This is a genomic window from Spirosoma migulaei (genome assembly GCF_054776855.1).
Genome location: NZ_BAAHBG010000018.1, coordinates 1 through 23329, shown reverse-complemented (window position 1 = coordinate 23329; position 23329 = coordinate 1). Strand labels below are relative to the sequence as shown.

Annotated in this window: 20 protein-coding genes; 9 read left to right on the top strand and 11 right to left on the bottom strand. The window is 47.8% G+C overall.

What is annotated here, in order from left to right; translation table 11 throughout:
• Positions 1–81: 81 nt before the first annotated feature.
• Positions 82–1191: a RepB family plasmid replication initiator protein gene (locus ACYVGO_RS19990; protein ID WP_460970753.1), complete on the bottom strand. Its 1110-nt coding sequence runs from the start codon at positions 1189–1191 to the stop codon at positions 82–84.
• Positions 1192–1792: 601 nt separating this feature from the next.
• On the opposite strand from ACYVGO_RS19990, the gene ACYVGO_RS19985 reads away from it, so the two are divergent.
• On the top strand, positions 1793–2521 hold the full coding sequence (locus ACYVGO_RS19985; RefSeq protein ID WP_460970752.1) for a hypothetical protein: 729 nt from the start codon (positions 1793–1795) through the stop codon (positions 2519–2521).
• A gap of 317 nt (positions 2522–2838) precedes the next feature.
• Entirely contained in the window at positions 2839–3159 is a 321-nt protein-coding gene (locus ACYVGO_RS19980) for a hypothetical protein (RefSeq protein ID WP_460970751.1), read from the top strand.
• Between the two features lie 659 nt (positions 3160–3818).
• On the opposite strand, the gene ACYVGO_RS19975 is transcribed toward ACYVGO_RS19980, so the two are convergent.
• Positions 3819–4133, bottom strand: coding sequence for a hypothetical protein (locus ACYVGO_RS19975; protein WP_460970750.1), 315 nt, complete (start codon positions 4131–4133; stop codon positions 3819–3821).
• Positions 4134–4521: 388 nt separating this feature from the next.
• Here ACYVGO_RS19975 and ACYVGO_RS19970 point away from each other — a divergent pair, with 388 nt between their 5' ends.
• From ACYVGO_RS19970 to ACYVGO_RS19960, 3 genes are all read left to right on the top strand, one after another.
• Entirely contained in the window at positions 4522–5760 is a 1239-nt protein-coding gene (locus ACYVGO_RS19970; RefSeq protein WP_460970749.1) for an alpha/beta hydrolase-fold protein, read from the top strand.
• 216 nt (positions 5761–5976) lie between these two features.
• Positions 5977–8445: a glycoside hydrolase family 9 protein gene (locus tag ACYVGO_RS19965; RefSeq protein ID WP_460970748.1), complete on the top strand. Its 2469-nt coding sequence runs from the start codon at positions 5977–5979 to the stop codon at positions 8443–8445.
• A 37-nt stretch (positions 8446–8482) separates the two neighbouring features.
• Complete coding sequence (locus tag ACYVGO_RS19960) at positions 8483–8614, top strand: hypothetical protein (protein ID WP_460970747.1); 132 nt, start codon at positions 8483–8485, stop codon at positions 8612–8614.
• Positions 8615–9295: 681 nt separating this feature from the next.
• Here ACYVGO_RS19960 and ACYVGO_RS19955 read toward each other — a convergent pair.
• The 3 genes from ACYVGO_RS19955 to ACYVGO_RS19945 form a co-directional block, all read right to left on the bottom strand.
• Positions 9296–10954 (bottom strand): serine hydrolase domain-containing protein, encoded by a 1659-nt coding sequence (locus ACYVGO_RS19955; RefSeq protein WP_460970746.1) that lies wholly within the window; start codon positions 10952–10954, stop codon positions 9296–9298.
• Positions 10955–11039: 85 nt separating this feature from the next.
• On the bottom strand, positions 11040–11849 hold the full coding sequence (locus ACYVGO_RS19950; protein WP_460970745.1) for a helix-turn-helix transcriptional regulator: 810 nt from the start codon (positions 11847–11849) through the stop codon (positions 11040–11042).
• 260 nt (positions 11850–12109) lie between these two features.
• Positions 12110–13180 carry an alpha/beta fold hydrolase gene (locus ACYVGO_RS19945; protein ID WP_460970744.1) on the bottom strand — a complete coding sequence of 357 codons (1071 nt, stop codon included), beginning with the start codon at positions 13178–13180 and terminating at the stop codon, positions 12110–12112.
• Positions 13181–13534: 354 nt separating this feature from the next.
• Between ACYVGO_RS19945 and ACYVGO_RS19940 the strand changes: the two genes are divergently transcribed.
• From ACYVGO_RS19940 to ACYVGO_RS19930, 3 genes are all read left to right on the top strand, one after another.
• Entirely contained in the window at positions 13535–13990 is a 456-nt protein-coding gene (locus ACYVGO_RS19940) for a nuclear transport factor 2 family protein (protein ID WP_460970743.1), read from the top strand.
• 202 nt (positions 13991–14192) lie between these two features.
• Positions 14193–15056: an NmrA family NAD(P)-binding protein gene (locus ACYVGO_RS19935; RefSeq protein ID WP_460970742.1), complete on the top strand. Its 864-nt coding sequence runs from the start codon at positions 14193–14195 to the stop codon at positions 15054–15056.
• Positions 15057–15071: 15 nt separating this feature from the next.
• The gene (locus tag ACYVGO_RS19930; RefSeq protein WP_460970741.1) at positions 15072–15974 is read left to right on the top strand and encodes a helix-turn-helix domain-containing protein; all 903 of its coding nucleotides are present in this window, start codon (positions 15072–15074) and stop codon (positions 15972–15974) included.
• 119 nt (positions 15975–16093) lie between these two features.
• Here the strand turns inward: ACYVGO_RS19930 and ACYVGO_RS19925 are convergent, their stop codons facing one another.
• The 4 genes from ACYVGO_RS19925 to ACYVGO_RS19910 all read right to left on the bottom strand — a co-directional run bounded on the left by ACYVGO_RS19925 (position 16094) and on the right by ACYVGO_RS19910 (position 18695).
• Positions 16094–16315 carry a TMEM175 family protein gene (locus ACYVGO_RS19925; protein ID WP_460970740.1) on the bottom strand — a complete coding sequence of 74 codons (222 nt, stop codon included), beginning with the start codon at positions 16313–16315 and terminating at the stop codon, positions 16094–16096.
• 98 nt (positions 16316–16413) lie between these two features.
• Positions 16414–17328 (bottom strand): helix-turn-helix domain-containing protein, encoded by a 915-nt coding sequence (locus ACYVGO_RS19920; RefSeq protein ID WP_460970739.1) that lies wholly within the window; start codon positions 17326–17328, stop codon positions 16414–16416.
• 75 nt (positions 17329–17403) lie between these two features.
• Complete coding sequence (locus ACYVGO_RS19915) at positions 17404–18291, bottom strand: NAD(P)H-binding protein (RefSeq protein WP_460970738.1); 888 nt, start codon at positions 18289–18291, stop codon at positions 17404–17406.
• A 173-nt stretch (positions 18292–18464) separates the two neighbouring features.
• Positions 18465–18695: a hypothetical protein gene (locus tag ACYVGO_RS19910; RefSeq protein ID WP_460970736.1), complete on the bottom strand. Its 231-nt coding sequence runs from the start codon at positions 18693–18695 to the stop codon at positions 18465–18467.
• A 165-nt stretch (positions 18696–18860) separates the two neighbouring features.
• Here ACYVGO_RS19910 and ACYVGO_RS19905 point away from each other — a divergent pair, with 165 nt between their 5' ends.
• Positions 18861–19460 (top strand): phosphatase PAP2 family protein, encoded by a 600-nt coding sequence (locus ACYVGO_RS19905; RefSeq protein ID WP_460970735.1) that lies wholly within the window; start codon positions 18861–18863, stop codon positions 19458–19460.
• 178 nt (positions 19461–19638) lie between these two features.
• Here ACYVGO_RS19905 and ACYVGO_RS19900 read toward each other — a convergent pair whose 3' ends face one another.
• Together ACYVGO_RS19900 and ACYVGO_RS19895 are read right to left on the bottom strand one after the other, a co-directional pair.
• On the bottom strand, positions 19639–22017 hold the full coding sequence (locus ACYVGO_RS19900; RefSeq protein WP_460970734.1) for a S41 family peptidase: 2379 nt from the start codon (positions 22015–22017) through the stop codon (positions 19639–19641).
• A gap of 158 nt (positions 22018–22175) precedes the next feature.
• Positions 22176–23024 carry a helix-turn-helix domain-containing protein gene (locus ACYVGO_RS19895; protein WP_460970733.1) on the bottom strand — a complete coding sequence of 283 codons (849 nt, stop codon included), beginning with the start codon at positions 23022–23024 and terminating at the stop codon, positions 22176–22178.
• Positions 23025–23329: the final 305 nt, after the last annotated feature.

Below are 23329 nucleotides of genomic sequence, written 5' to 3'. Positions count from 1 at the left end.
GGTCAATTTTTAGACCATAAGGACGCGCTATTTGTACAAGTGATTACTATTCTTTCTATTATTCTATTCGTAATTGGGTTATCATTCATTCATAATCATATCCCCAAAAATGGCCCCTATTGATTTGACCGATCCACTGCGAAGAGCTGGCCCCTGAGGAAAAAGTGAAAGCGTTGATTGGGCTGTTTTAGCCTCCGGCTTGGTCTTGGGTTTGGGGTCTTTCAACTGATCGATCCCCAGCGATTTGACCAGATAAGCGGTTGGATTCTTGACATTTTGGCGAACCCCATTGGCTAATTCAGAATCAATCCGGAAAAAGGTATCCAGCAGGCTATGATCCGACAAAATACGATCTTTTTGAAAGCCCTTTAGCTTATAGTTCTTCATTAATTGCCATGCTGTTGTGTAGGCTTCATTAATGGACATGTTATTAACCGTCCGTTGATCCTGACTAACGGCTTCAGCAGCTAGCTGCTGTTGTGTTTTAACTATAAACGCTAATTCAACAATTTTTTTTCCAACTTTTTTAGCAGCTGACCACTCCAGGTAAAGGTTTGCCTTCTGCTGCAATTCACGCTGGGCTACCTCTAAGGCATTCTTTTTAAAATCATTGAAGGTATACCGGCTGGGACAATTAAGCATCATCATCAATCGGTCTACTGAATAAGAGAATTCACGCTGCCCACGATTATGGTACATGCTAACGATTTCGAACATACGTTGTGCGTAGACCGAAGAGAGGGACAACATTACGTCAATATCATATTTTGTGTAACGCTGGCCCAATTCAGCAAAATGAGGAACTACATCGGCAAACATAGTTAGCTCAATCACTCGCTTACCATCAATCACTTCGGAACGAACCCGTGGGAAGGGGGTAATAAAATCAAACTTGCCTTTTGCGTCATTACGGTATATCAGGCGTTTTGATTGCAGGGATTCAGCTGCATCTGCTATCTGTTTATGATGATCACGGGTTAATTCAGAAAATGGAATACTGAAAACAACGTTTGCTTTTTCCTGCAATTCTCCTTTTAAAGTCATGTGGCCTATCTGATTGACGACCAGGACGACAATTTTCTTTTCCAACTCGGTAAACTCCTGTTTCGATTCCGTGAATAAGTTTGGTTGATAATTCGTCGGACGTTTGGTAAACAAAGGGGCCAGCTGATCTTCAGGATTTTGCTGCATTTTCTGAAAAAGTAGGGTGAATATCAGTAAGTTTAGTCAAATCTATAAAAACCAGTTCGCTTTTACAAACTGGTTTTTATAGATTTTTGCTTTATTTTTTGCTGCCTAAACCTCGTTTTTTACATTTAGGTACACCGCCTAAACCTCGTTTTTCTCACCTGTTTTTTTCTTATATTAATGTGTTTTTGTCGGACGAATTGTCAAAAAGACCCAACTAAGGTCAGATTCGGGTTTAATTTGCTACTTCAGACATGCAAATTCTCTGCTCCGCCTAAACCTCGTTTTTCATATAACTACCCCTCCCAAACCTCGTTTTGATCTCGCTTAAACCTCGTTTTTTGTTCGCCTAAACCTCGTTATAAACTATGTATATTCTCGCCTAAACCTCGTTTTTATACCGCCTAAACCTCGTTTTTTGACAAATAAATTATTGATATACAGATAGTTATGTGGCCTAAAATCAATCAAATAAAATATTGATAAAAGGATAAAGGATCAAAACGAAAAAATTTGTGTAAAAGGGGAAAAAGATATTTGTGAAAGTAGAATCACTTATTTACTTTTATAGTAAATAAAGCACGTACATTTTAAGCTTGTACTCATGCCAAGAAAACCTGCCAAACGCAATGACGAGGCCCCCTTGGAGGGCCTGCGCACCGTCCTCAAAACCCAGGCGGTTGCGCTCTCTCCGGGAATCAACCAGATTAGCAATCCGCCCCCATCCGATCCCCACCTGGAGTATTACTTCATTCCCATGCAGTTCATGAAGCAGTATCAGGCCTACAACCGGCCTGGTAAGCCTCTGAAAAACCTCAAACTGGTCAATTATGACAAGCCCGCTATTTCCCTTTCCTTCTTTTACAAGCACAAATACTCCATTGAACGACAAGTTACTCATGGGGATGTGGTACAGCACATCAAAAATTACCGGGATGAATTACTAAACCGATCCCTGATGGAGCAGCTCAGTGTGAGCCAACTCAAAGAACTTCGAGAAACGGACGAACTGCTGCGTACTGTACGGGAGCGACCCGATACTTACCAGGCCTGCTTTTCGAATTACCACCACAAATATTACTACTGGTATTGTACCTACCGCTATTTTGATGATCTAGCCAGTATGAAAACGACCACGTCTAGCGAACACTTACTCAAGCACACCGAGCGAGTGGGCCATGAGGTCCATGAACGGCTTAATATCATTTTCATTGATCCTGAATACATCAATGAAGCAGTTCCCCATGACCATAAAATCATTGACCGAGAACTCAAAAGCTTTCCTATTCACCTCCGACAGGGCATCACCACCTTATATCTGCGGGAAATTTAATGGGGAAATTAACGCCGCTAGGGTAGGAGGGAAGCAATTGATTAACAGGTCCTTATAAGTGCCTCGTAGACTTAGTTCTCTTGGGGAAACAACCGCCTAATGTCTATCTTGTAGCTTCAGCGGACAATAAGAGTGGGGCAACGTAATTCGAGTTGGATTGCCCCTGCCATTGACCTATTTTAGGTTGTTAGCCAAGGGTAGAACTCGAATTTCAAATACGAACGGCCCAGCAGCTGGCAGTGGAGGGGGTACAGGAGGATGCTGAAAAGTTGAGCGCTTTAGCTCCGCACGAGGTAGTAATTAAAGGGTATGAAGTAATGGCACAGTATCAACTAAAGCCTTGGCAAAAAGACCTAATCATAACCGATCCTGAGCTGCTGGAAACCTTATTCCGACTGCATTCTGAATTTCTGAATGGCATGCGTCCAGACGTGAAGAACCGCAATAAATATTTAGCTAAATCACTGGGGATGGATAAGGTAAAGCAGCCAAAAACCTCAGCACGGGACACCCAGACGTCAAAGGCCCTCCAGCCACAATTAAGTTTCCATCGACCAGCGTCTGATACACGAATGAGTGGTCAGGCTCAATCGAATGGATCATTACTCGGCACTATATTACCCGAAAAAAAGGGTTGAACTTTCCAGAATAAATGCCTTCTTGTATTTAGTCATATAAGGCATAAACCACTAATTCCAGTAGCATACGGCCTGTTGTATAACTTTCATTATGTTAACCTAGGCTAAATTCAGGCCCTCCGGCATACATTAAACCGCTTTTATGGAGTGAAATAAGCCTCAAGTTTGACACTTAGTTGCTTTTCTAACTTCTGGCCGTTTCCAGCTGCACAGCGTCTATAGAGAGAGGATATATTAGTTGAACAGTTGCGTAAAGCAGACACGTTATGGTTTCAATAGAGTCAGCTTATTGGATAAGCCAACAGCAGACCAGCCCATCAACCTTGACGGGGGTTTACTCGTAATTAGAATGGGGTAATTAACGCTCAAAAGCTCCTGAATAGTAGCCTATTTACCCTTTAATTTTCATGCGAATGAAAGCCCTTCGTTCATTCTTGAAGTAGGTTACTAAGAGGCCTGGGGTATCCTGTATCACTGGTTTCGCAACGGCTGGTACGCTCTAGTCTGGCCATTCTGGCTGTTGGAAGAAGAAGGCTTAAAACAGGGACGCCCACTCTATAGTTAGAATGGGCGTATAAAGAAGCTGGACGCACTGACGAAGTCACTTAAGACCGTCATGCTGCTGACGATCGCTTGGTTGATCGAGCAACGGTGTAAAGCTAGACGGTGACTCCCTGCGTAAAGAACAACAGGACATTGTCATGGCTGTAGTTTTGGTGCACGGGCTTGTTTGCATCAACGTCGCCAGCCACAAAATTGTAGGTGCCTGGATAGTTGACATCTTGGGAATCCTCTACGCTTCCGGCCAACGTTCTGCCAGCCATCATACCATAACCAGCCAGGCTAAAGGTAATGGCATTCGTGGTCTCATCAACTACCGTCACCTCCGAGACTAAATACCCCCCTTCTTCGGTCTCCATTAGGGGTTGCTGAGATACCAAGTGTGCTTGTAGATACTCGTAGGGTGTTTGCATATTGTTTTTTCTATAACAACCCAGGCGACACGCTCACTGTTCAGGGACTTTGTTGCGCGTTAATGCTGGACTTGCTACATTACACTGGACAGTAAGACCATGCTTAACTTACTGTCCAGTATAATGTAGCAAGTCCAGCCTCAAGTAGGAGCGATTTATGAGATCATGGATCTTTGGGTAGATAGGCCTGCCGACTAAGAAATTATGATCGATTTAATGGGGTTTGGCATCTCATTAATTGTACTCAAACGGACAGGAGACGTCCGAAATTGTACTCCACCCGTCATGAAATAGGACTCTGGGAGCCTAATTGAGCCGGTTTGCGCCAAAGGTATACTTATTGTGGCCTGACTCAATCAACAACCTACGATCAGTGCTAAACTTGACTATGAATCAGCTAGATCCAAAGGGTTTCGTATTACCCAGTTTGTCAACGCCAACGTTTTATTTATTCCATTGGATTAAGAAGTGCCCCTTCTTTTTACTACTTCTATTCATACAACCTGCTAGCAGTTATGCCCAACTAGAGCCGATCCCCATCCCCAATGAAAAAGCTTTTTTAATCAACTCCAAAGTCCTCAACCAACAACGGAGTATTTGGATCCATCTTCCCCAGGAGTATACTACTTCCACCCAACGCTATCCCGTCCTGTACCTACTGGATGGAGAAGGCCATTTCAACTACGTGTCTGAAGTAGTAAACTATCTATCCAGCTATGATCGAAATCGAATGCCCAACATGATTGTGGTGGCCATTCTAAATGGGGATCGGACCCACGACTTTACACCCATCCATTCCTTACTGTTTGGGGGTAAAGTGGACAGCCTGCGCATGAAGACGACTGGCGGTGGTGCTCAATTTTTGACATTCATCCAGCATGAACTGGTTCCCTTTATTGACCGCCAGTATCGAACCCAGCCGTATCGAGTACTGGCTGCCCATTCGTTGGGTGGACTCTTTGGTCTGTATGCCAAAGAAGCAGCCCCTGAGCTATTTCAATCCACTATTTTAATGAGTCCAGCCATTTACGGGGGGAATGCTGAAATACTCACTCGCTTCAAGCCCTTTCTGCAGACGCATCCGACTCTATCCGGGAAACTATTTATATCGATTGGCCATGAAGATACGCAAACCGTCGATTCACTGGTTGCAGTACTGAGAAGGTTTTCACCCGCCAGACTAGCCTGGACTTTTCAAAAATACCCCGATGAAAATCATTTTTCGGTGACCTACAAAAGTATGTATGATGGGCTAAAGTTTATTTATCGGCATTGGTTCATGGACAATTATAACCCAGCCTTACTGACCGAAAAACAGATGGTGGCTCATTTCGATAGCTTGTCAACCGAGTTTGGCTATGCCATGACTCCTCCCGAAGAGCTGGTCAACAACTTGGGATACAAGCAACTGAATGCAGGTCATCTGGATGCGGCTATTGCCCTATTCAGACGGAATATTCAGAACAATCCAACCTCCTGGAACGCCTATGATAGTCTGGCAGAGGCCTACCTTGTGAAAGGAGACAAACCATTAGCGATTGAGAATTATGAAAAGTCAGTCTCTTTAAATCCGGCTAATGAGGGAGGAAAAGCCGCATTAAAGAAACTAAAACAGATAACCAAATAAAATCCCTCGTCTCATGAGGGAGGGTTTTAAGAGACACTACTTTTTAATACCTGTCCAACTCAATTAGTCGCATACGCAATTCGTTAACTGGCTAGCCTCTTAAACCGGCCTTTCTTGCCTCCTTCTATTGGTGCATGAGGTTTCCCTGGTAAAGACGGAGGGCACACATGGGTTAAATAGTTACTTTTGATTGGCATATTCTAGTAACAAGCACAAATGGTTTTACGAGTACTCCTTACGCTTCTAGCAGCCTGTACAGCTTCTATCCTTCGGGCCCAGGCCCCAACAAGTGGAATCGACATAAAATTATTCAATGAAATTGTTCGAAGTGGTGTCATTCATCGGCCCTTACCCCTTGATCAATCCCGGTCTTACGATGCTATTGAGCTAGCAAAACCCGTTCTAACAGCGCAGCCCCTGACCCAAGCGTCTGTTGTCAGTAACTGGAAACAGATCGGCTATGGAAAACTGGCCATCAGTACGGATCACACTAGGACAGGGCAGCCTACGTTGCGGTTGAGTTTGCCGACAACCACCGGAAAGCGGGCAGTGGGTTCGGTCAATGACCCAGATTATGCTACGTATGGGAATTGCCGATTGCAGTTAAACCTGAATGGGGCGAATTGGGAAGCCTATAACCGACTTGAATTTTTTATTTACCCACAGGCCCAGGGGGCGCAGGTCGTAAACATCAATATGGATGTTCGAAATAAAAACCGATCCGCCAAAAACGGAACGCTGATGGCATCGGCTGATCATCTTATTAATTTGACCAACTATCAATGGAACCGCTGTTATCTGGATTTGTCGGACATACGGCGAGATGAGGTAGACCAACTTGGCTTTTATGTCTCGCTTAAAGGAAAAAACATCACTACTGGTGACTCCGTCATCTATTATATCGATCAGCCCGTTTTAAAACAGGTAAAAACCCAGGAAATAAGCCATGGGTGGCTACCAGCCCCCAATAGTATTGTGTATTCAACATCGGGCTACATGGCTCAGGGCCAAAAAACGGCTATTACCAATTGGACAAAAGATAAACCCAATTCCCGTTTTCAACTGATTAATGAAGCGACTCATCAGGTAGCGTATGAATCAAACGCAAAGCCAGTACAAACGTCTACGGGAGCCTATGAGGTACTTGACTTTAGCGATTTCAAAAAAGCCGGTACCTACCATCTCGTCCTGGGTCCCATGAAAACCGCTGCCTTTGAGATTGGCACCCGCATCTGGACCGCTTCTCAGTGGCGGGTATTAAATTATATTTTCTGCCAGCGGTGCGGGTATGCGGTGCCCAACATCCACGGGCAGTGTCACCTAGATCTGTTTTCGGAACATAAGGGTAAAAGCATTTCCTATAGTGGTGGCTGGCATGACGCAGGGGATCTTTCTCAGCAAACCTTGCAAACGGCCGATGTTACGTTTGCCCTGCTGGAATCGTTCAAGAACCAGCGCACACAGAATCCCTTACTGGCCGCCCGCTTGCGGGAAGAAGCCGAATGGGGGCTTAATTTCGTGTTGAAAAACCGCTATGACGATGGCTACCGGGCCAGCAGCATGGGCTTGCTGATCTGGCAGGATGGGGTGATTGGCACGCTGGATGATATTCATTCCGTGCGGGTACAGAATAACGCCTTTGATGCGTTTCTCTATGCCGCTTACGAGGCTTATGCCGCCATGACCCTGGATGGAGACGCTGCCTACAGCGAGTATCTGGGTAAGATAGCCCGCGAGGATTTTTCGCTGGCGATGAAGACGTATCGAAAAAGCGGGTATGGGGGCTTCACCCAGATGTATGAACACAATTACAATACGTCGCAAAGCCAGTATATGGCCACGGTTTCCTGGGCTGCCAGTATGCTGTACCAATTGACGGGCGAAACCCAGTATGCCCAAACGGCCGCCGAGTTTATCCGCTACACACTCGAGTGCCAACGAACCACTCCGCTGGGCGATGTGAAGGGGCTGGCCGGTTTTTTTTACCGGGATACGACCCGAAAATCCATCGTTCATTTCGTGCATCAGTCCCGGGATCAGGTCTACATGCAGGCCCTTATCTTATTGTGCCAAACCCAGCGTAGTCATGCCGATTACCCAAAGTGGTATCGGGCCGTGCAGCTTTACGGCAAGTACCTCAAAGACATCCTGGTTTACACAGCTCCGTATGGTATGATACCCAGTGGGGTCTACCATAAAGAGGAAGCAGCTGATTCGGCGGCTTTCTATTCATTGCATTTATTTCCGCCCGCCAACGCCAAAGAATTATATACGGAACAACTAACCAAAGGGGTAAAGCTGGATGAGGCGCATTACCTGAAGCGATTTCCCGTTTGGTTCAGCATTTTCAATGGGAATACGGCTGTCCATCTAGCCACCGGCAAGGCGGCTGCCCTGTGTGGGCATTTTTTAACCGATGAAACGTTGCTTCAAATTGGGCGCGAACAACTGTACTGGACGGTCGGGAAAAACCCCTTTTGTCAATCGCTCATTTATGGGGAAGGAAACCGGTATCCGCAACTAGATAGTTTCTCGTCCGGGGAAATAACCGGCGCAATACCGGTCGGTATCCGTACCGCCAATAATGAGGATGTTCCCTGGTGGCCGGCCATCAATAACGCCACCTACAAAGAGGTGTGGGTAACTTCAGCCGGCAAATGGTTATCGTTACTAGCCGAATATTAAGGGTTGAATAGAATCCGTAAACTCTAGATACGTATCAATGATTTATTATCGAAAAGGGATTAGTACGGTAGCCTTGCTGGTTTTGATACTGATTCAAGTGAGCGCACAGGTACCGACGAATTACCCGGCCAACTATGCCAAGGCACCCCGGTTCAAAGCCCTGATTTAGTTTAGTGAGCGGACGGAAAGAGATCATGTAATTTTTGCCCACCAATCCATCAACTTTCTGCAAAAGCTTTCGGTTGGCGATGAGATATACTCGGATGCAACCCAGAAACTGCTAGTTATCAATGCGCTTAAGTGGGTGCTTAGCGCCGACAAGCATGGCGACCCTTTTAAAAAATAAACGCCACCAGGATGTTAATAAACCAGGTTTACAAAGAGGAGAAGAAGCCCGTTTGTCCCAGGAAGGAGCGTTTAAGGGGATGCGCCACTAACAAGTAACCCCGTTTTGAGTTACCTTTTTAACTAACTAATGGAAACGGATGAAGAACATGTCGATAACCTTTCTCCTGGCGGGAGCTGTATTGGGCCTGCTTTTAGTTATCACGGTAAACCAGGCTCGTACCAACCTGAACCGATCGCTGAAGCCTAAGTAGTTGAGCGGAACGGGAGGGGGTGGAGCGCCACTACGATGCCGAGTAGGCAATTCCTCACTTGGCTGATGAGAAGCGGAGCGTACTGTAAATAGGAGCATATTTTGAGACGATTATTTTAAATGATGTCAACGCCACTTCGTGCAAGTAAGCCTCGTGGTCAGGCCTTAGTTAGCTCAAACACGTACTGCTTTTATCATACATCAGCAGCGACCTATATTTGTCAAAAGTTGTGAGTTGGGGAACACGATTTACTAGCGAGAACCTAGGGTCGCTGGCAAGATGTATTCCTCCATCATCTTATCAACCTGCGTGTGAGCGTAGGAAGTGCCGAAAGCCGTTGCTGTGACCACAACCACCAACGGCTGATCCTTGAAAATGTAGATCTTGTTGCCCCCGTTGCCCGCACAATAGTAAGTTTCTAACAGTTTGTCATTTACATGGTACGTTCTATTCCAGAATAGATAGCCATAATACTCGCCGGGGCGGCCAGGGATAGCTTTATGCCGAGTGAACGTCTTATCAATCCAGACTTTGGGAATCAGTTGCTGGCCCTGCCAAGCCCCCCCGTTCTTGTATAACTGGCCATACTTAGCGAAATCAAGAGCGTTCATCCGAATACCACCCGCCGTGTTGGCTACCTTTTGGGGTGTATATTGCCATTTATACGCCGTAATGCCTAATGGACCAAAGAGCTTCTGATCGGCATAGCGTTCCAGGCCGCCGGGTACCTGCTTGTCAAGAATGTCGCCTAGCACCACAACCCCGGCGGTAAAATAGTGCCATTCGCCCGCTTTTCGGACTGAATCAACGGGTAAATCCAGTGCAAACTTGACCCAGTTCGCGGTGGGATACATGTTTTCCTCATTACCCGCCGACGCCCGCCGATCATCATCCCCCTCGAAGACTGAACTCATTGTCAGCAGCTCTTTCAGCGTGGTATTGTCTTTTTGGGGCGAGTAGTGGGCAAAATCGTTTAGCCGGTAGAAATCCTTCAAGCCTTGCTGTTCGCTCATCAAATAGTCCTCCCCGATGGCGATGCCCGCTACGGTAGAGGCAAACGACTTACCAACCGAACGCACATCGTGCAGCGTCTGTCGGTTGGCCCCGTTAAAATATTCCTCCATGAGCAACTTTCCGTTTTTCAGCACAACCACACTAGTAATGTCTTTGAAAACGGACGCATTAATCTTTCCCTTCAACGTTTTGAAACGATCCACATCGATCTTATCTGAGGATATGGCTATGCCCGCATAGGGTGTCAGCTGGCTTAACTGAACCGTGGCCGGATCAATCACGGGGTCTAACTGAACATCCAAGACTAATTGGCCCTGGGCTATGATTGGCCCTACTTTTAGGGTAGGATTACTAAGAAAGGGACGCATTTCCAGGGTAAGCGTATGCTTGCCTTCGGTCAGCGCCTGCTGGCCACCGTTGCGCAGAAACAGGTTCCAGATCGATTCCCCCCACTTGCGCTGCCGGGGATAAGCTATGAAGGGCTGGCGGAGTACGGTTTGGGTTTGTTTGGCGACTGCTTCAATATGATCGGGTGGCAGGTTGCCCGTATAAACCAGCTTGCGATCCACATAAAACGAAAATTGGTAGCTGCCCAAACCGATCCGCTCGGTTGCCGACTGTTGAGGAGCTAGCTTCGCCAAATAGTCGCTTAACGGCTTCGCCAGAAAGGCGGTGATAAACAGTTCACTTTTTGGCGTTAGGGTGTAAGCCGTTAGAAAGTCCGACGCTTGGTAGTGTTCCAGGCGGATGTCACTGGCCGCAAACGTCAATTGGCCTTGGTGAGCTTGGTGAACCGATGAGACAGGAGAATGATTGGTTGCCAACGCCAGGGCTTGTCCCCATGCCGGTAGGATGCCGATGAGCACTAAATGGATAAGAAGTAACGAGCGAATCACGATTGAGCAGGTTGTTTGAATAGTTTCATCCAACAAAAGTAGGAGTCAAGCCCAGCTCAAAATAGAATAAAATTAACATGGGTGCTTAGCGGAGTAAATGGCGACGGTAGGCCAACGGTTTATCCTGACATAACGCCTTGAAACAGCGGATAAAGTGGCTCTGGTCGGCAAAGCCACACGACAAGGCAATATCCGTCAAAGAGCTATGTTTTTGGGGCATCAGCGCCAGTGCGTGCTGAATACGGATAGTTCGGATATACTGACTCAAGCTACAGTGAAAGTACTGCGTGAACGAGCGCGAGAGATGGACCGGATGAATGCCTACCGTTTGGGCTAAGGCGGGTAGGGTCCAGTTCTGGGTAGGCGTATCCTGTAGGACATCTCTTAGCTGGTTGACCCAGGCCGGTCGATTTCGGTCGGTGGCCTGCCCATCTCGGACCAGGCGGGAAACCACCTCAATCAACACCGATTGAATGGCTAAGGGCCGAGTTATATCGGCTACTTTGGACTCCTTAAAGAGTTGATAGAACAACACTTTTAGCTGGGGATCGGCGAGATTCAGGCTACCCTGTACCCGATTTAGATCTAAATCGAAACGGGTCAGCCAGTGGGGTTCCAGCTCCAGGTGGAAGCCTCGGGTAAAGCCTGGGGGCTTTTTGTTGTAGTGGGCCTCCTGCCAGTGATGAAACAGTAGACTGCCCGCCGAGCAGTGATAGGTCTGCTGTCTGTTGCCTTCCAGCACGCCCCCTTCCAGAATAAAGGTGAAGTAGGCGTTCTGATGATAATGCCAATCGACAAAATCATGGGTATACTCGGTATCGGTCAGTGTCAGTCCTTCTACCTGAATTAACTCATTGGTTTGGCCATAAAACTGACCGGTTGTCCGGTTGATCATGCTGGAGGACGAGTTGATGGGCTAATATAGCTAATTTTTTTATCAGCCTTTTAGGGATATGAGTCCCCGTGTGTGGCTCAACTTACAGCGATCGCATGGAATGAGCCTTTTTTGAGAATAAGGCAAAGACGGCTTACTTGTAACAAACTATTTTTGTATTGTACTTCCCAAAGTACGGTAGCGAAATACTAGAAAAATGCAAAATCGTTATGGCACCCAGCGTAGTAGAAGCAAACCGTTGGCGTCTGAGGAAACCTAGCTCAATTCTTGTTTAAAAGTTCGTCCAGTACTTTTTTTCCGTTTTTACTGCCTGGATTTAATTCGATTGATTTTTGATACATTTGGATGGCTTCCTGCTTTTGACCATTTTTTAACAGCGTTTCACCATAACTATCATACACATTCCAACTGGTTGGGTTGAGCGCAACGTTTAATTTGAACACGGCCAAAGCCTGCTCAAGTTGACCTTTGCTGAGTAAACTATAGCCCCAGGAATTGAGCTCGCCTTCCGAATGTCGGTAAGCAGCTTCCTCTTTTTTGGCTTCGTTTACGGCTTTTACGGCATAATCCAACCCCCGATTCAATACATCAAGCCTTGTTTTTGCATCGACTATTGAGGAATACGCTTTTACAATGGAGATAATGGCCAGTGACGGATTATCGTCAAAAATATAATGGCCACTGGCATACGCAACCGTTCCATTACGTTTGCTTGCAGCGCCTACAAATTCTTGATGGCAACGTTTCCAGTCCTCAATCTCGATTTTGTCCGTAAAAGGCGGATTTTCAGCTACCAGATCTAGTACGGGAATGACCAGGGGAAATGGCGATTGTCTAACGACGGATACGTTTTTAGTCAGGTCACCAAATTGATAATAAAGACCGGGTCGTTTCGCTTTAAATTTTTCCTTTTCCAAGTCATTTGACGATTGCAAAACAGACAGCCGTTTTTCATCAAACCAACAGCTTGTGCTGGCATCAAATAGTACGGCGGCCTTCACTTGATCGGGGTGTCGATGGGCATAGAGCGTAGCATACAGGCCACCTTGGGAGTGAGCCACTAGCATAACATCGCCAGTATAATTTAATTTTTGTAGGCCAATTTCGAGTCCTCTAATGCCATTCACAATACCATGTTTACTGGTATCCAACGTAGATTTTCCAAAACCGGCCCGGTCATAGGTAATGAGCGTTGCACCTGTGATGTGGACAAGAGGTCTTACTAGTTTATTCCAAACAGATCCGTCATCACCTCCGCCCGCTTCAAAAAGGATAGGAATACCCTTTCCTTTCCAGATGGTAAAATGCAGCTTGTAGCCACCCACCTCCATGAGTGTATCGATCTTTTGGGACGCCCTGTTTGGGGCTATTGCGTATGCTACGGATAGTAGTTGACAGTTATTATAACAGACAGTCTATTAAAACGCCCGGTTACCTGAGACAATACATGAAAACGTCCTCGTCTCATTGTGAGGAGCGATTTAAGAGATTAACAATACAGGAGTAGGTTGCCTGACGTGTCATCCTTGAGCAACCCAATGGCCTTTTTTAAAACAGGGTTGACCTTTGATTTACCGTTTACTAAGCCGATTTCATTACCGGCTACTCCATCACCCATATTTAAGACTATGAATGCATGAACAGGTTTCAGCTTAACCCCATTCCGCTCAACATCACTAACCGCCATGCGTAGATACTTACTGCTTTATGGATTTCTGCTAACGGGTTTAATCAGTCAAGCTCAGTCTACAGATGACATCCCAAAAACCATCAACGATTTAGAGCAGATCGGAGTCAAAGGTATCTTGACCGCCGATACTAACTTACTGGCCCAAATTTGGGCCCCTGAATTTATGGTCACTACGCCCCGCAATACCATTGCCCAGAATCGAGCCGCCGTCTTCAAGAATCAGCAGCAGGGCTTAATTGATTACAGCTCCTTTGAGCGAGTTATTGAGAAGATGCAGGTACAGGAGAACCTGGTCATTACGATGGGCTATGAGTTGTTTGTGGCAAAACATGACCTGCAGGAGGCCAAGGCAGGTCAACCCACCAAGCGCCGATTTACCAATGTATGGATGAAGAAAAATGGGCAGTGGAAACAGATCGGCAGGCATGCCTCGATCATTTGTTCACCCTAGGCTACTAAAAAAGGTTTATAAAGGGGAGAGAAAGCCACTTCATCTCATATGTGATGGTATTTTGAGAATAAGCACCTATCGACACCTACTAAGTAAGCCTACCTAAAAATCACCTTAATCATTTTCGGCTACAATAAAGCAAAATCAGGCTACAGGTATCAGCCTGCCTACACTGAAATTTGCCCTATAAAAAGCCAGAAACATGAACATTATTCTAACCGGATCACTCGGTAACATCAGTAAACCATTAGCCACCCAACTCATGGCTAACGGGCACCAGATAACCATTATCAGCAGCAAGCCCGACAAGCAACAAGCCATTGAAAAACTGGGAGCCAAAGCCGCTATAGGCCGATTAGAAGATGCCTCTTTTCTGATTAGTACCTTCACGGGGGCCGAGGCCGTGTATTGCATGATCCCTTTTGATCTTACGGCGGCCGACCAGAAGGCATATTTCCAGAAAATAGTTAATAATTATGTGCAGGCCATAAACCAAACGGGTGTACAAAAAGTGGTGTTGTTAACCGGCTGGGCAGCCGGTCTCACAGGCTCGTTTGAAGCAACTCAGTTGGCAGACCAATTAAGCCAAGTCGCCTTTACTGAACTGCGTCCTACTGTGTTTTACAGCAACTTTTACTCGTATATCCCCATGATAAAACAGCAAGGGGCTATCGTGGGAAACTATGGTGGTAATGACCCAATTGCGGTGGTTGCCCCAGAAGACATTGCGGCTGCGGCAGCCGAAGAACTAACGGATTCATTTACGGGGAATAGAGTACGCTATGTAGCCAGTGAAGAACTTACCTGTAACGAAGTGGCCAGCATATTGGGTAAAGCGATTGGAAAGCCTGACCTACATTGGGTCGTTGTTCCGGATGAAACGTTGCGAAATGGCTTTCTACAAATGGGCATGCCTGCGCAATTAGCGGATGAACTGGTAAAAATGCAGGCAGCGACGCATAGTGGTGTGGTGTACCAAAACTACCTGCGGCATCAGCCGGTCCTAGGTAAAACAAAACTAGCCGAGTTTGCCAAGGACTTTGCTAAAGCGTACCATCAACAATAACAGACTAGTAGCGATATGAGCCAGCCCATCCGGGTCAAAAGCATCCAGGAGTTTCACCAGCGGAGAGGCTTGCCCCAATCGGCGCATCCGCTGATTAGCGTCGTCAATATTAAGGACATAACCATTGCGCCAGATCGCTTGAGCATTAACGACTTCTACTGTATTTCCATTAAACGCATCCCAGACGCCCGCTATCGCTATGGACAGCAGGTATATGATTTCACGGGAGGTGTATTGTTCTTCACCGCACCAGGTCAGGTGATTGGTTTTGAACTAGCTAACCTACCTATAGATCCAACTGGCTGGTTGCTGCTGATTCATCCTGATTTTTTGTGGGGAACACCGTTGGCAAAAGCCATAAAGACGTATGAATTTTTTGACTACGGTGCTGATGAAGCGTTATTTCTCTCCGAAAAAGAGGAGAAGATTGTTGACGGAATTATTGCCCAGATCAGTGGAGAATATCAGGCCAATATTGATCCTTACAGTCAGGGGATTATCCTGGCCCAAATCGAGCTATTGCTCAACTACGCAGAGCGATTCTACAATCGCCAGTTCATTACGCGCAGAATCAGCAACCATCAATTACTTGACCGACTGGATACCTTGCTCGAGGACTATTTCAACAATGAGGAGCGTATGCACAACGGGTTGCCTACGGTGCAGGCGGTATGCGATCAGTTAAACATATCGGTGAGCTACCTGAGCCGTGTACTGAAGCTATTAACCGGCCAAAGTACCCAACAGCACATCCACGAAAAACTGATTGACAAAGCGAAAGAAAAGTTGTCAACCACCGGCCTGTCGGTGAGTGAGATTGCCTATGCGTTAGGGTTCGAGCATCCGCAATCGTTCAGTAAGCTTTTTAAAGCAAAAACCAACACCACTCCGCTTGCCTTCAGAAGCTCATTTAATTAGACACGCGGTGGTGTGGCAGGTTCGTATATAGGTGGGGCACTAAACGCCCTATTCAGGAGAAGAGTTCTTCGTCTTAAGCGTGAGTATTTTGCTAGATTAAGCAGACGGATGATTGCCCGTCAAAACCAGATTGCTTTGATCCTTTCCAGCCAGAACGACCACTCCCCAGGCTGGTAAGTACAACAAGAAGGTAGCTCCCTGGCCGGGCTCACCCGCACTACGGTGTGTATCAGGTGATGATGATTGCCCCAGTAGATGCCCACCAATAGGAAACTCAGTACGTAGCTTAGCGTCTGGGGAAGCAGCGGTTTTAAGTCCGTCCAGTTGCCACCTTCGAGCAATTTGATGCTAGCACCATCATCGTGATGATGGCTAGAACACCATCACTGAACGCTTGTAATCGAGTTTTGGTCATTAGGCAGTAAACAGGGTGGTTCGTTTAATTAAACGATTGTCGGAAGGCCAGGGGGGATAAATTCGTTTTGCTTTTAAAGAGTTTGCTGAACGAGGGCGCATGCTCGAAGCCTAACGCATAGGCAATTTCACTGATCGATAAATCGGTGGTAGAGAGCTTCTCCTTGGCCCGCTCGATTAGCTTGTCATGGATATGGTGTTGCGTGCTCTGACCGGTTAGCAGTTTTAACAGAATGCTTAAATAATTCGGCGACACATTCAACCTATCGGCGATGTAGGGTACCGTAGGCGGACCGTTGCGGGCTAGGGCATCGCTGTTGAAGTAGTCCGTCAAAATGGCCTCCAGGCGGTTGAGCAGTTGATGGTTGGTGATTTTGCGGGTAATGAATTGTCGCTGATAAAAGCGGTCTGAGTAGGTCAATAATAGCTCAACCAAATTGAGCATAACGCGTTGGCTAAACAGATCAATCCGGGCCTGGTATTCCTGCTCAATCTGGTGGATGATGCTGACCAACAGGCCCTCTTCTTTTTCCGATAGGTGCAGGGCTTCATGAACCGCGTAGCTAAAAAAGGCGTATTGGCGAATGGTTTTGGCCAGGGGCGTATGCCACAGGAAATCGGGGTGAATCAGGAGTAACCAACCCGCCGAGCTCCCGGGGGCATCCGTTTCGATGGTCAACACCTGACCGGGTGCCATAAACATCATGACGCCTTCGTCAAAATCGTAAGGCTGCTGACCGTATTTGAGCTTACCCGTTGAGATTCGTTTTAAGGCGATGGAATAAAAATTGCTGATCAGCGTGAGGGAGGAGGGTTCCACCCGGTGGTTGAGGGCGTCAAAATTGATGACGCTGATTAACGGATGCTCGGGTTTGGGAAGCTCCCAAAACTGATGAAACGCTGAGATAGTATCTAGTTTATGCGGTTGGGCGTTTTTCACGAGGCAGCGATTACTGTTTTCTTCAGTACCGAACACGGTCAGCCGACTTTCGATTCACCGGCTGCCAATTGCGAATTAGCCGCGCGCATATACAGCGGCAAATTCCCGGGCAAATTCGGTCAGCTTGACTTTACCCATCGTACGGGGTTTGTCTTGTTGGTAGTGCTCGCCTAGGCGTCCGTTGTGGATGCTGGCTCCCAGTTCAACTAAACCAGTCGCTACGTGGGGCGGTATGCCGTTCCGCTCCAAGCCGTGCTGGGTTTGCTCGTCGGTGAACGTCATCCAGCGCAGATCGGGCTTACCAATGGCCGCGCCCAGGATACGGGCCGCTTCGTTAGCCGTATACTCCCCGCTGACGACATAACGCATGTCGTGGCCGTTGGCTGAGCGGACCAGTTCTTCGGCGGCAGCCGCGGCAATATCAACCGGAGCTACCATCGCTACTAGGTCATCATCCCCGTAATTGGTACCCATAAAGCCCGCCTGTTTGATCATACCCATAAAGGCGTATAAGTTGTAATACATGGACCCAGCCCGCAAGTGTGTAATGGCGACATCCATTAGTGTATTCAGTAACTGCTCGACATCATGGGAGCCAGCAATAAAGCCAGTGCCCTCGCTTAGATGGGCCCCCCAACTGCTCAGGTGAACGACCCGCTTGACGCCCGATTCTTTAACGGCCTGTACATAGCAACGCCCAATGCCCTGATAATAGGCCCGTGAATCGGGTACGTGGATGTTGGGGGGAATCATACAAAAGACCGCATCCGCTCCGGTAAACGTCGTCGTTAAGAAGTTAACATCTTCCAAAGATCCGATGGCTGGCGTAGCCCTCAACTCGTTGATGGCCGATTGCCTACCGGCCTGGCGACTAATGACCGTCACTTCATGCCCTTGCTGTACTAACTCGGTAGCCAGCGGCTGGCCAACATTGCCTAACGAACCGGTTATAATGATTTTCATAAATGTTTCCGATTTACTTAGGGTACAAAGTTGGTTGGACTGACCTACCCACCCGTAGCCAAATCTCAGGATGTTGTAGTTATTTCTTGACTGATCAGACGGGCTGTTATTGAGGTGTTAAGTAAACGGATCAATGGAGCGAAGGCCTATCCACAGGTTTAAAGGGTTAGGCATTACACTTTCTGGAACAAGGCTGAAAAATTGGGTGCTTTAAAAAATGTACGGCATAAACGGGCGGCCCGGTCCGCCGTTGCGGCATCGACAGCGGCTCCGACAAACCACGGTCCGGCCTGGGTCGACACACCGATGGCGGTCGCGACTAGAAAATTTGTGTGTAAAACAAACGCCCGAATTAATGAGCAGATGTATGAATATTTCGTCGTCTCATGCGGGAGCCTATTCATGAACGTTTGCTCGTCTCATGGAGGAGCGATTTATGAGATCTCATTCTTAGATTCAAAGTTTCTGTAGATTGGCAAACCGATAGCTGATTATATCACAGAAGAATTTGACGATAAGCTCAAGATCACAAACCCGCCACCTTCTGTTTCGTGGTCGAGTACGTACTTATGAAACCTGTTTCCCCTTTCATTTATAGCACAGCGAAGGCACTCTCCATTCTAGGGCATCCCCTGCTTACGATTACCTTGTTTGCTCTCTATGTAACGTTCCAACAGTTGTCCATCAGGAATGCCATTATTATCTCCGCAGGACTGCTGGGTGGGGTGGTGTTACCGATCTCATGGTACAATTACCGAAAAGTTAAGCGAGGTCAATTCACTAATTTTGATGTGTCCGATCAACGACAACGCGCTCAATTCTATCCAGTCTTGATTGGGGCCATATCTCTGTTGACAGGCCTTTTGTTTGCTACTCATCAACCCCGCCACTTCTGCTACGGAGCAGCCTGCGCATTGCTGTTGGTTGTTAGTTCATATGGGGTAAATCAGTATGTTAAAGCGTCTTTACATACATCGCTCTCCTTTTTTCTGACTTGGGCGATCTATAGTATCAATCAACCTTTGGGCTTACTGATGGGGGTTTTCGCTATCTTAATTGGCGTCTCCAGGCTGGTGTTGGGGAGGCATACTTTATTGGAGATCTTAGTCGGGGCATTGATTGGCTTGATAGCCGGTACTTGCTTGTACAGAGTTGCCTTAATGTCATAAAAGTACGTAGACAACATGACGTACACGACTGATTGAAGTAGCCAGTTTGAAAAAAATCAGCGTTTTCATGAGAATAAGCAAACGAGTATGGGACATCCTGAGTGAGCGTGTCATATAAACAAGGACTTGACCGTAGCGACGAGAGGAGAGAAAAGTTACCAGGACGTTACTTCAGTAGCTACTTGTACCCCTGTTGCTCTATAAAGAGCAGGGCCCGCTGTAAGACTTCGTCTTGACCACTTAAAACGCCACGAATGGTCAGCGAAACGGGAACGTCAATCTTGACCCCCAGGCGTTGATTCGGCGTGCCATCGGGATAGTAGACCGCAAAACCCGAATAATGAGATTCGTAACCCCCAGCCATCAGAATCGTGTTCGACACCCCATTTGCCCCAACGGTAGGCAAGCCAATCGTCGTGGGATGAAGCACGTTTTGCCAGGCTATAATATTGGTCTCCGCCTGGCTGGCGTTTTGCCCACACAGCAACACGAAACGCTTATCTCGATCTACGGTCACGACCGAACCCAAGGGGGAGACCGTTTCAGCTTCCAGGGTAACGGCATTACGGCTCAATACCGGATGCGTAATCTCGGGAAAGGCATTGATGCAGACCGTATCGGTTTTCGTCATGAAAGGAGCCGCGATGGTGCCCACAATGGCGGCATCGCGGGGGTAACCCCGGGCATCGAGAATGATATATTTTCGTCCCTTCAAGGCTTGCCAGACGCTGTCCACCTGCGTACTATACACACTGTTGACCCGCACGTAACCCGTGCTGTCGTTCAGGCTGCGCCAATACGGCTGGGGGACAGGCGGATAGTAAACGCGGCTGAAGGCGGTTAAGTAAGCGCTTTTAGCCACCGGCGTTACGGGCATGGTTATTGGTTTGCCCGCCCGCACAATCGTGATGGCAAACGGCTGTGGCCCCGACCGGCTCACCAGGGGAATCTTGTGCAACAGATCGCGGTAACTGCCCTCATTGGAGCTGCCGGCATACTGGTGCCAGCGCTGATAGAGCGTATCGATGGAGATGCCATCGATCGCGATTAGTTGATCACCGACCTGTCCGTTGGCCCCTCGATGGGTGGAGTCGGCAATGAGTTGGACCAGGATGGTTTTGCCTTCGAGGTATTTGAGGCAGAAGGGCGCATAAAACTCGTTGATCCCCGGGGGCGGTAAGACCCCATGCTGATAAAGCACCTCCGCATGGCCATCGTTCAGCTGGGCACTCAATTCGCGTAGCAGCCAGTAATAGCTTTTGTAATCGCGGGCAAACAGAAAACGAGGGACAAAGTAGGTCAGGATTGTATCCCAATTCCCCTTGATCAAGTGTTTGTTGGGGCAGAAGTAGTGGATCACGTTCCAAAAGTTAAACAAGGCCGTCAGGCGAAGCTTGCGATTGGGATACAAGGTATCGGAGTAGGTTGGCTGGGGGAGTCGGATATAAACCGTATTGGCAATCGGGGTGGGATTTCGGCGCGGTGGCTTCTGGAAAAGGGTCCGACAGTACTGGATCAATTCCTCGGTTGTCAACGGATTGGCCATCCCTACCACCCGGTCAGGAGGTGTGCCTAACGTCCCATCTTCGTAGATTTGCTCGCCGACCTTAATCTTCACCCGGACTTGATCCGCCAGCGGCAGGGTGTAGTAGTCCCCCTGGAGATAATCAGGCATAGGTCCCTCAACGATCAGGTAACAACCATTCCGGTTTCGCAGGGCCAGCAGGGCTTTTAGCGTATTGGCGTTGGTATACTGATTCACGATAAAGCAGAAACGCTTCCCGCTGAAACGGGATTTGCCTTTCAAGAGATACGCTCCCTGGGAGGTATTCTTGAGGCCAAAGCGTTCCTGATACCAGTAATTGGGATCGCCCCCCCGATCCCGGGCGGGGATCACATCCAGGTCATCGGAAAAGTCTTGCCGTAAGTAGGCATGATAATAAGCCGTCCGGAGCGTGGGTAGAATAAGGGTGCGATCAATCAGGCCCGCCACTAAGGGCTGCACGAAAGCCGTATATTGTTGACGCCCTAACCGTTCGTTTTCGGCTTGATTGCGCAGGTCAACTAGCCAGTACGGTTTAGGGCGTGCGGCTGTTAAAAAGGAGTCCAGTGAGAAAGGAGCCGTAAACCGCTCTTGCGGCAGGGCAATATAGCCCATCGGAGCGGGTAAGGGTTGCGTGAACTTGACGGGCCTAGTACGAGCGGGTTGACTGAAGCCCGGTGCTGACTCAATCTGCGTAGTCGTATCGCCGATCAGCCGGAGCATGCCCTGAATGGTCCGGACAAAGTTGGCTCTGGATGGATTGTCCAATAGGGGATCGAGTGTTTTGAGCAGTAACTCATCGGCCTGGAGCGTGCCTTTCATCAACTGGGGATGGAAGTATTTAAGCGTGCCCCACAGTTTGCCGATGTCAGCCACCCGTTGGGTAGCCGGTGCAGTCCAAACCGCCGTATTGTAGGGGGTAAATAAGCTGGTTTCAGCCGGGATAGGGGGTTGTGCCTGGGTGACCAGAACGAGTAGGCAACCAACGGATGACAAGGAAAGGAAACGATTCATAAGCGGAGTTCAGGAGAAGTCCATGAATCAGCGGATTGACGCTTAGGTGAAGCCAGTCGCCAAGGTGATTTGCCCCGGCTAACCGCTTCCCTTTTTGTCTCCGCTGAGGTGAACAGACTGCAAACTTACCTCCGTTGACGGGGTTAAACTTGTAAAAATCATGCAGCCCGGATCTGGGTAGTGATCCAGATGAGCTCGTTTTGTTCAACCGTTGCTTTTTGTTGGAGTTGCCTGGGGGTGTAGCCGGTTAACTGTTTGATGTGGTTGATGCAGTGTGCCTGGTCGTAGTACGCACTGCTGTAGGCTACTTGGGTCAAATTGGGACGAAGGGGGGCCTGTAAACCCGTCAAGGCATGACGGAATCGAACCGTCTGTCCAAACCGTTTAGGACTCTGACCCACCTGCTCCATAAATAGTCGATACAAGGTGGAGGGATGGATTCGAAGCGTCGCGGCTAGCTGCTCAATGGGTTGACCGGTTGGTCGCTGGCCAATGAGTTGCAACGAAGCGGTGGCCAGGGGGTTCAAGCCCGTAGACAGGATTCGAGCCACTAAGAACGCTTCCAGTACGCTGGCGCGTTGGGAGGCTTCGTCCAGACTGAAGAGCTGATCGAACAGTGACATCGAAGCGGAGCCGAACAGATCGCTGAACACGTGTTCGGATTGGACGAGCTGGTCGTAGGCTTCAGCGGTAAACGCTCGTAGGGCTGCCGGCCGAAACAAAATACAAACCTGGTCCATCTCGCCCTGAATGTTGACGGTAAAGGGCTGTTGGTGAAAGCCATATAAGCGGCTACTAACCTGCTGGCCGGGCTTGACCCCACACTGATTCAGGCCGGAAGTAGGATTATAGGTAACCTGGTTATTTTTATAAATGGCCAGGCAAAGATTGGTATTGGGAAAGGTCGTATAGGTGAACGAAGCCTGATCTGTTTTGCAAAAGAATAAGAAGGATTGCACATACGGCTTTAATCGCGGATGCGAGACGGGTATAACAAGTGTTCGCATGAGTAGCAAGCGCAGTTCTAGTTTATGTGAAGAAAGGGCGTATAAGTATAGACTCTTGTTTGATCGATAGGTTGCATCCTCCCTGTTATTAATCGCTTTCTATGAAATTCTCACTGAACTGTGTCGCCAGAAACGCCCGTTTCTATAGGACGACAATTATAGCTGAAAAGCTCATCGAAACTCATTCCAAAACGGCTACAATTAATTATCGCTTTTCTTGATTTATTCTGTTCGATAGTTGACTTATCCTAGTGAAATAGGTCCTTTTGTAAAAATAGCACAAGACGTTGCTGCTGTTCGAACCA

Bases quoted from the DNA above. Each gene is read 5' to 3' on its own strand.
- ACYVGO_RS19930 (WP_460970741.1), top strand. From the start codon at position 15,072: ATGAGCCAGCCCATCCGGGTCAAAAGCATCCAGGAGTTTCACCAGCGG.
- ACYVGO_RS19945 (WP_460970744.1), bottom strand. From the start codon at position 13,180: ATGGAGGTGGGTGGCTACAAGCTGCATTTTACCATCTGGAAAGGAAAG.
- ACYVGO_RS19985 (WP_460970752.1), top strand. From the start codon at position 1,793: ATGCCAAGAAAACCTGCCAAACGCAATGACGAGGCCCCCTTGGAGGGC.
- ACYVGO_RS19900 (WP_460970734.1), bottom strand. From the start codon at position 22,017: ATGAATCGTTTCCTTTCCTTGTCATCCGTTGGTTGCCTACTCGTTCTG.
- ACYVGO_RS19990 (WP_460970753.1), bottom strand. From the start codon at position 1,191: ATGCAGCAAAATCCTGAAGATCAGCTGGCCCCTTTGTTTACCAAACGT.
- ACYVGO_RS19935 (WP_460970742.1), top strand. From the start codon at position 14,193: ATGAACATTATTCTAACCGGATCACTCGGTAACATCAGTAAACCATTA.
- ACYVGO_RS19905 (WP_460970735.1), top strand. From the start codon at position 18,861: ATGAAACCTGTTTCCCCTTTCATTTATAGCACAGCGAAGGCACTCTCC.
- ACYVGO_RS19970 (WP_460970749.1), top strand. From the start codon at position 4,522: ATGAATCAGCTAGATCCAAAGGGTTTCGTATTACCCAGTTTGTCAACG.
- ACYVGO_RS19895 (WP_460970733.1), bottom strand. From the start codon at position 23,024: ATGCGAACACTTGTTATACCCGTCTCGCATCCGCGATTAAAGCCGTAT.
- ACYVGO_RS19960 (WP_460970747.1), top strand. From the start codon at position 8,483: ATGATTTATTATCGAAAAGGGATTAGTACGGTAGCCTTGCTGGTTTTG.
- ACYVGO_RS19910 (WP_460970736.1), bottom strand. From the start codon at position 18,695: ATGAATAGGCTCCCGCATGAGACGACGAAATATTCATACATCTGCTCA.
- ACYVGO_RS19915 (WP_460970738.1), bottom strand. From the start codon at position 18,291: ATGAAAATCATTATAACCGGTTCGTTAGGCAATGTTGGCCAGCCGCTG.
- ACYVGO_RS19975 (WP_460970750.1), bottom strand. From the start codon at position 4,133: ATGCAAACACCCTACGAGTATCTACAAGCACACTTGGTATCTCAGCAA.
- ACYVGO_RS19950 (WP_460970745.1), bottom strand. From the start codon at position 11,849: ATGATCAACCGGACAACCGGTCAGTTTTATGGCCAAACCAATGAGTTA.
- ACYVGO_RS19980 (WP_460970751.1), top strand. From the start codon at position 2,839: ATGGCACAGTATCAACTAAAGCCTTGGCAAAAAGACCTAATCATAACC.
- ACYVGO_RS19940 (WP_460970743.1), top strand. From the start codon at position 13,535: ATGCGTAGATACTTACTGCTTTATGGATTTCTGCTAACGGGTTTAATC.
- ACYVGO_RS19965 (WP_460970748.1), top strand. From the start codon at position 5,977: ATGGTTTTACGAGTACTCCTTACGCTTCTAGCAGCCTGTACAGCTTCT.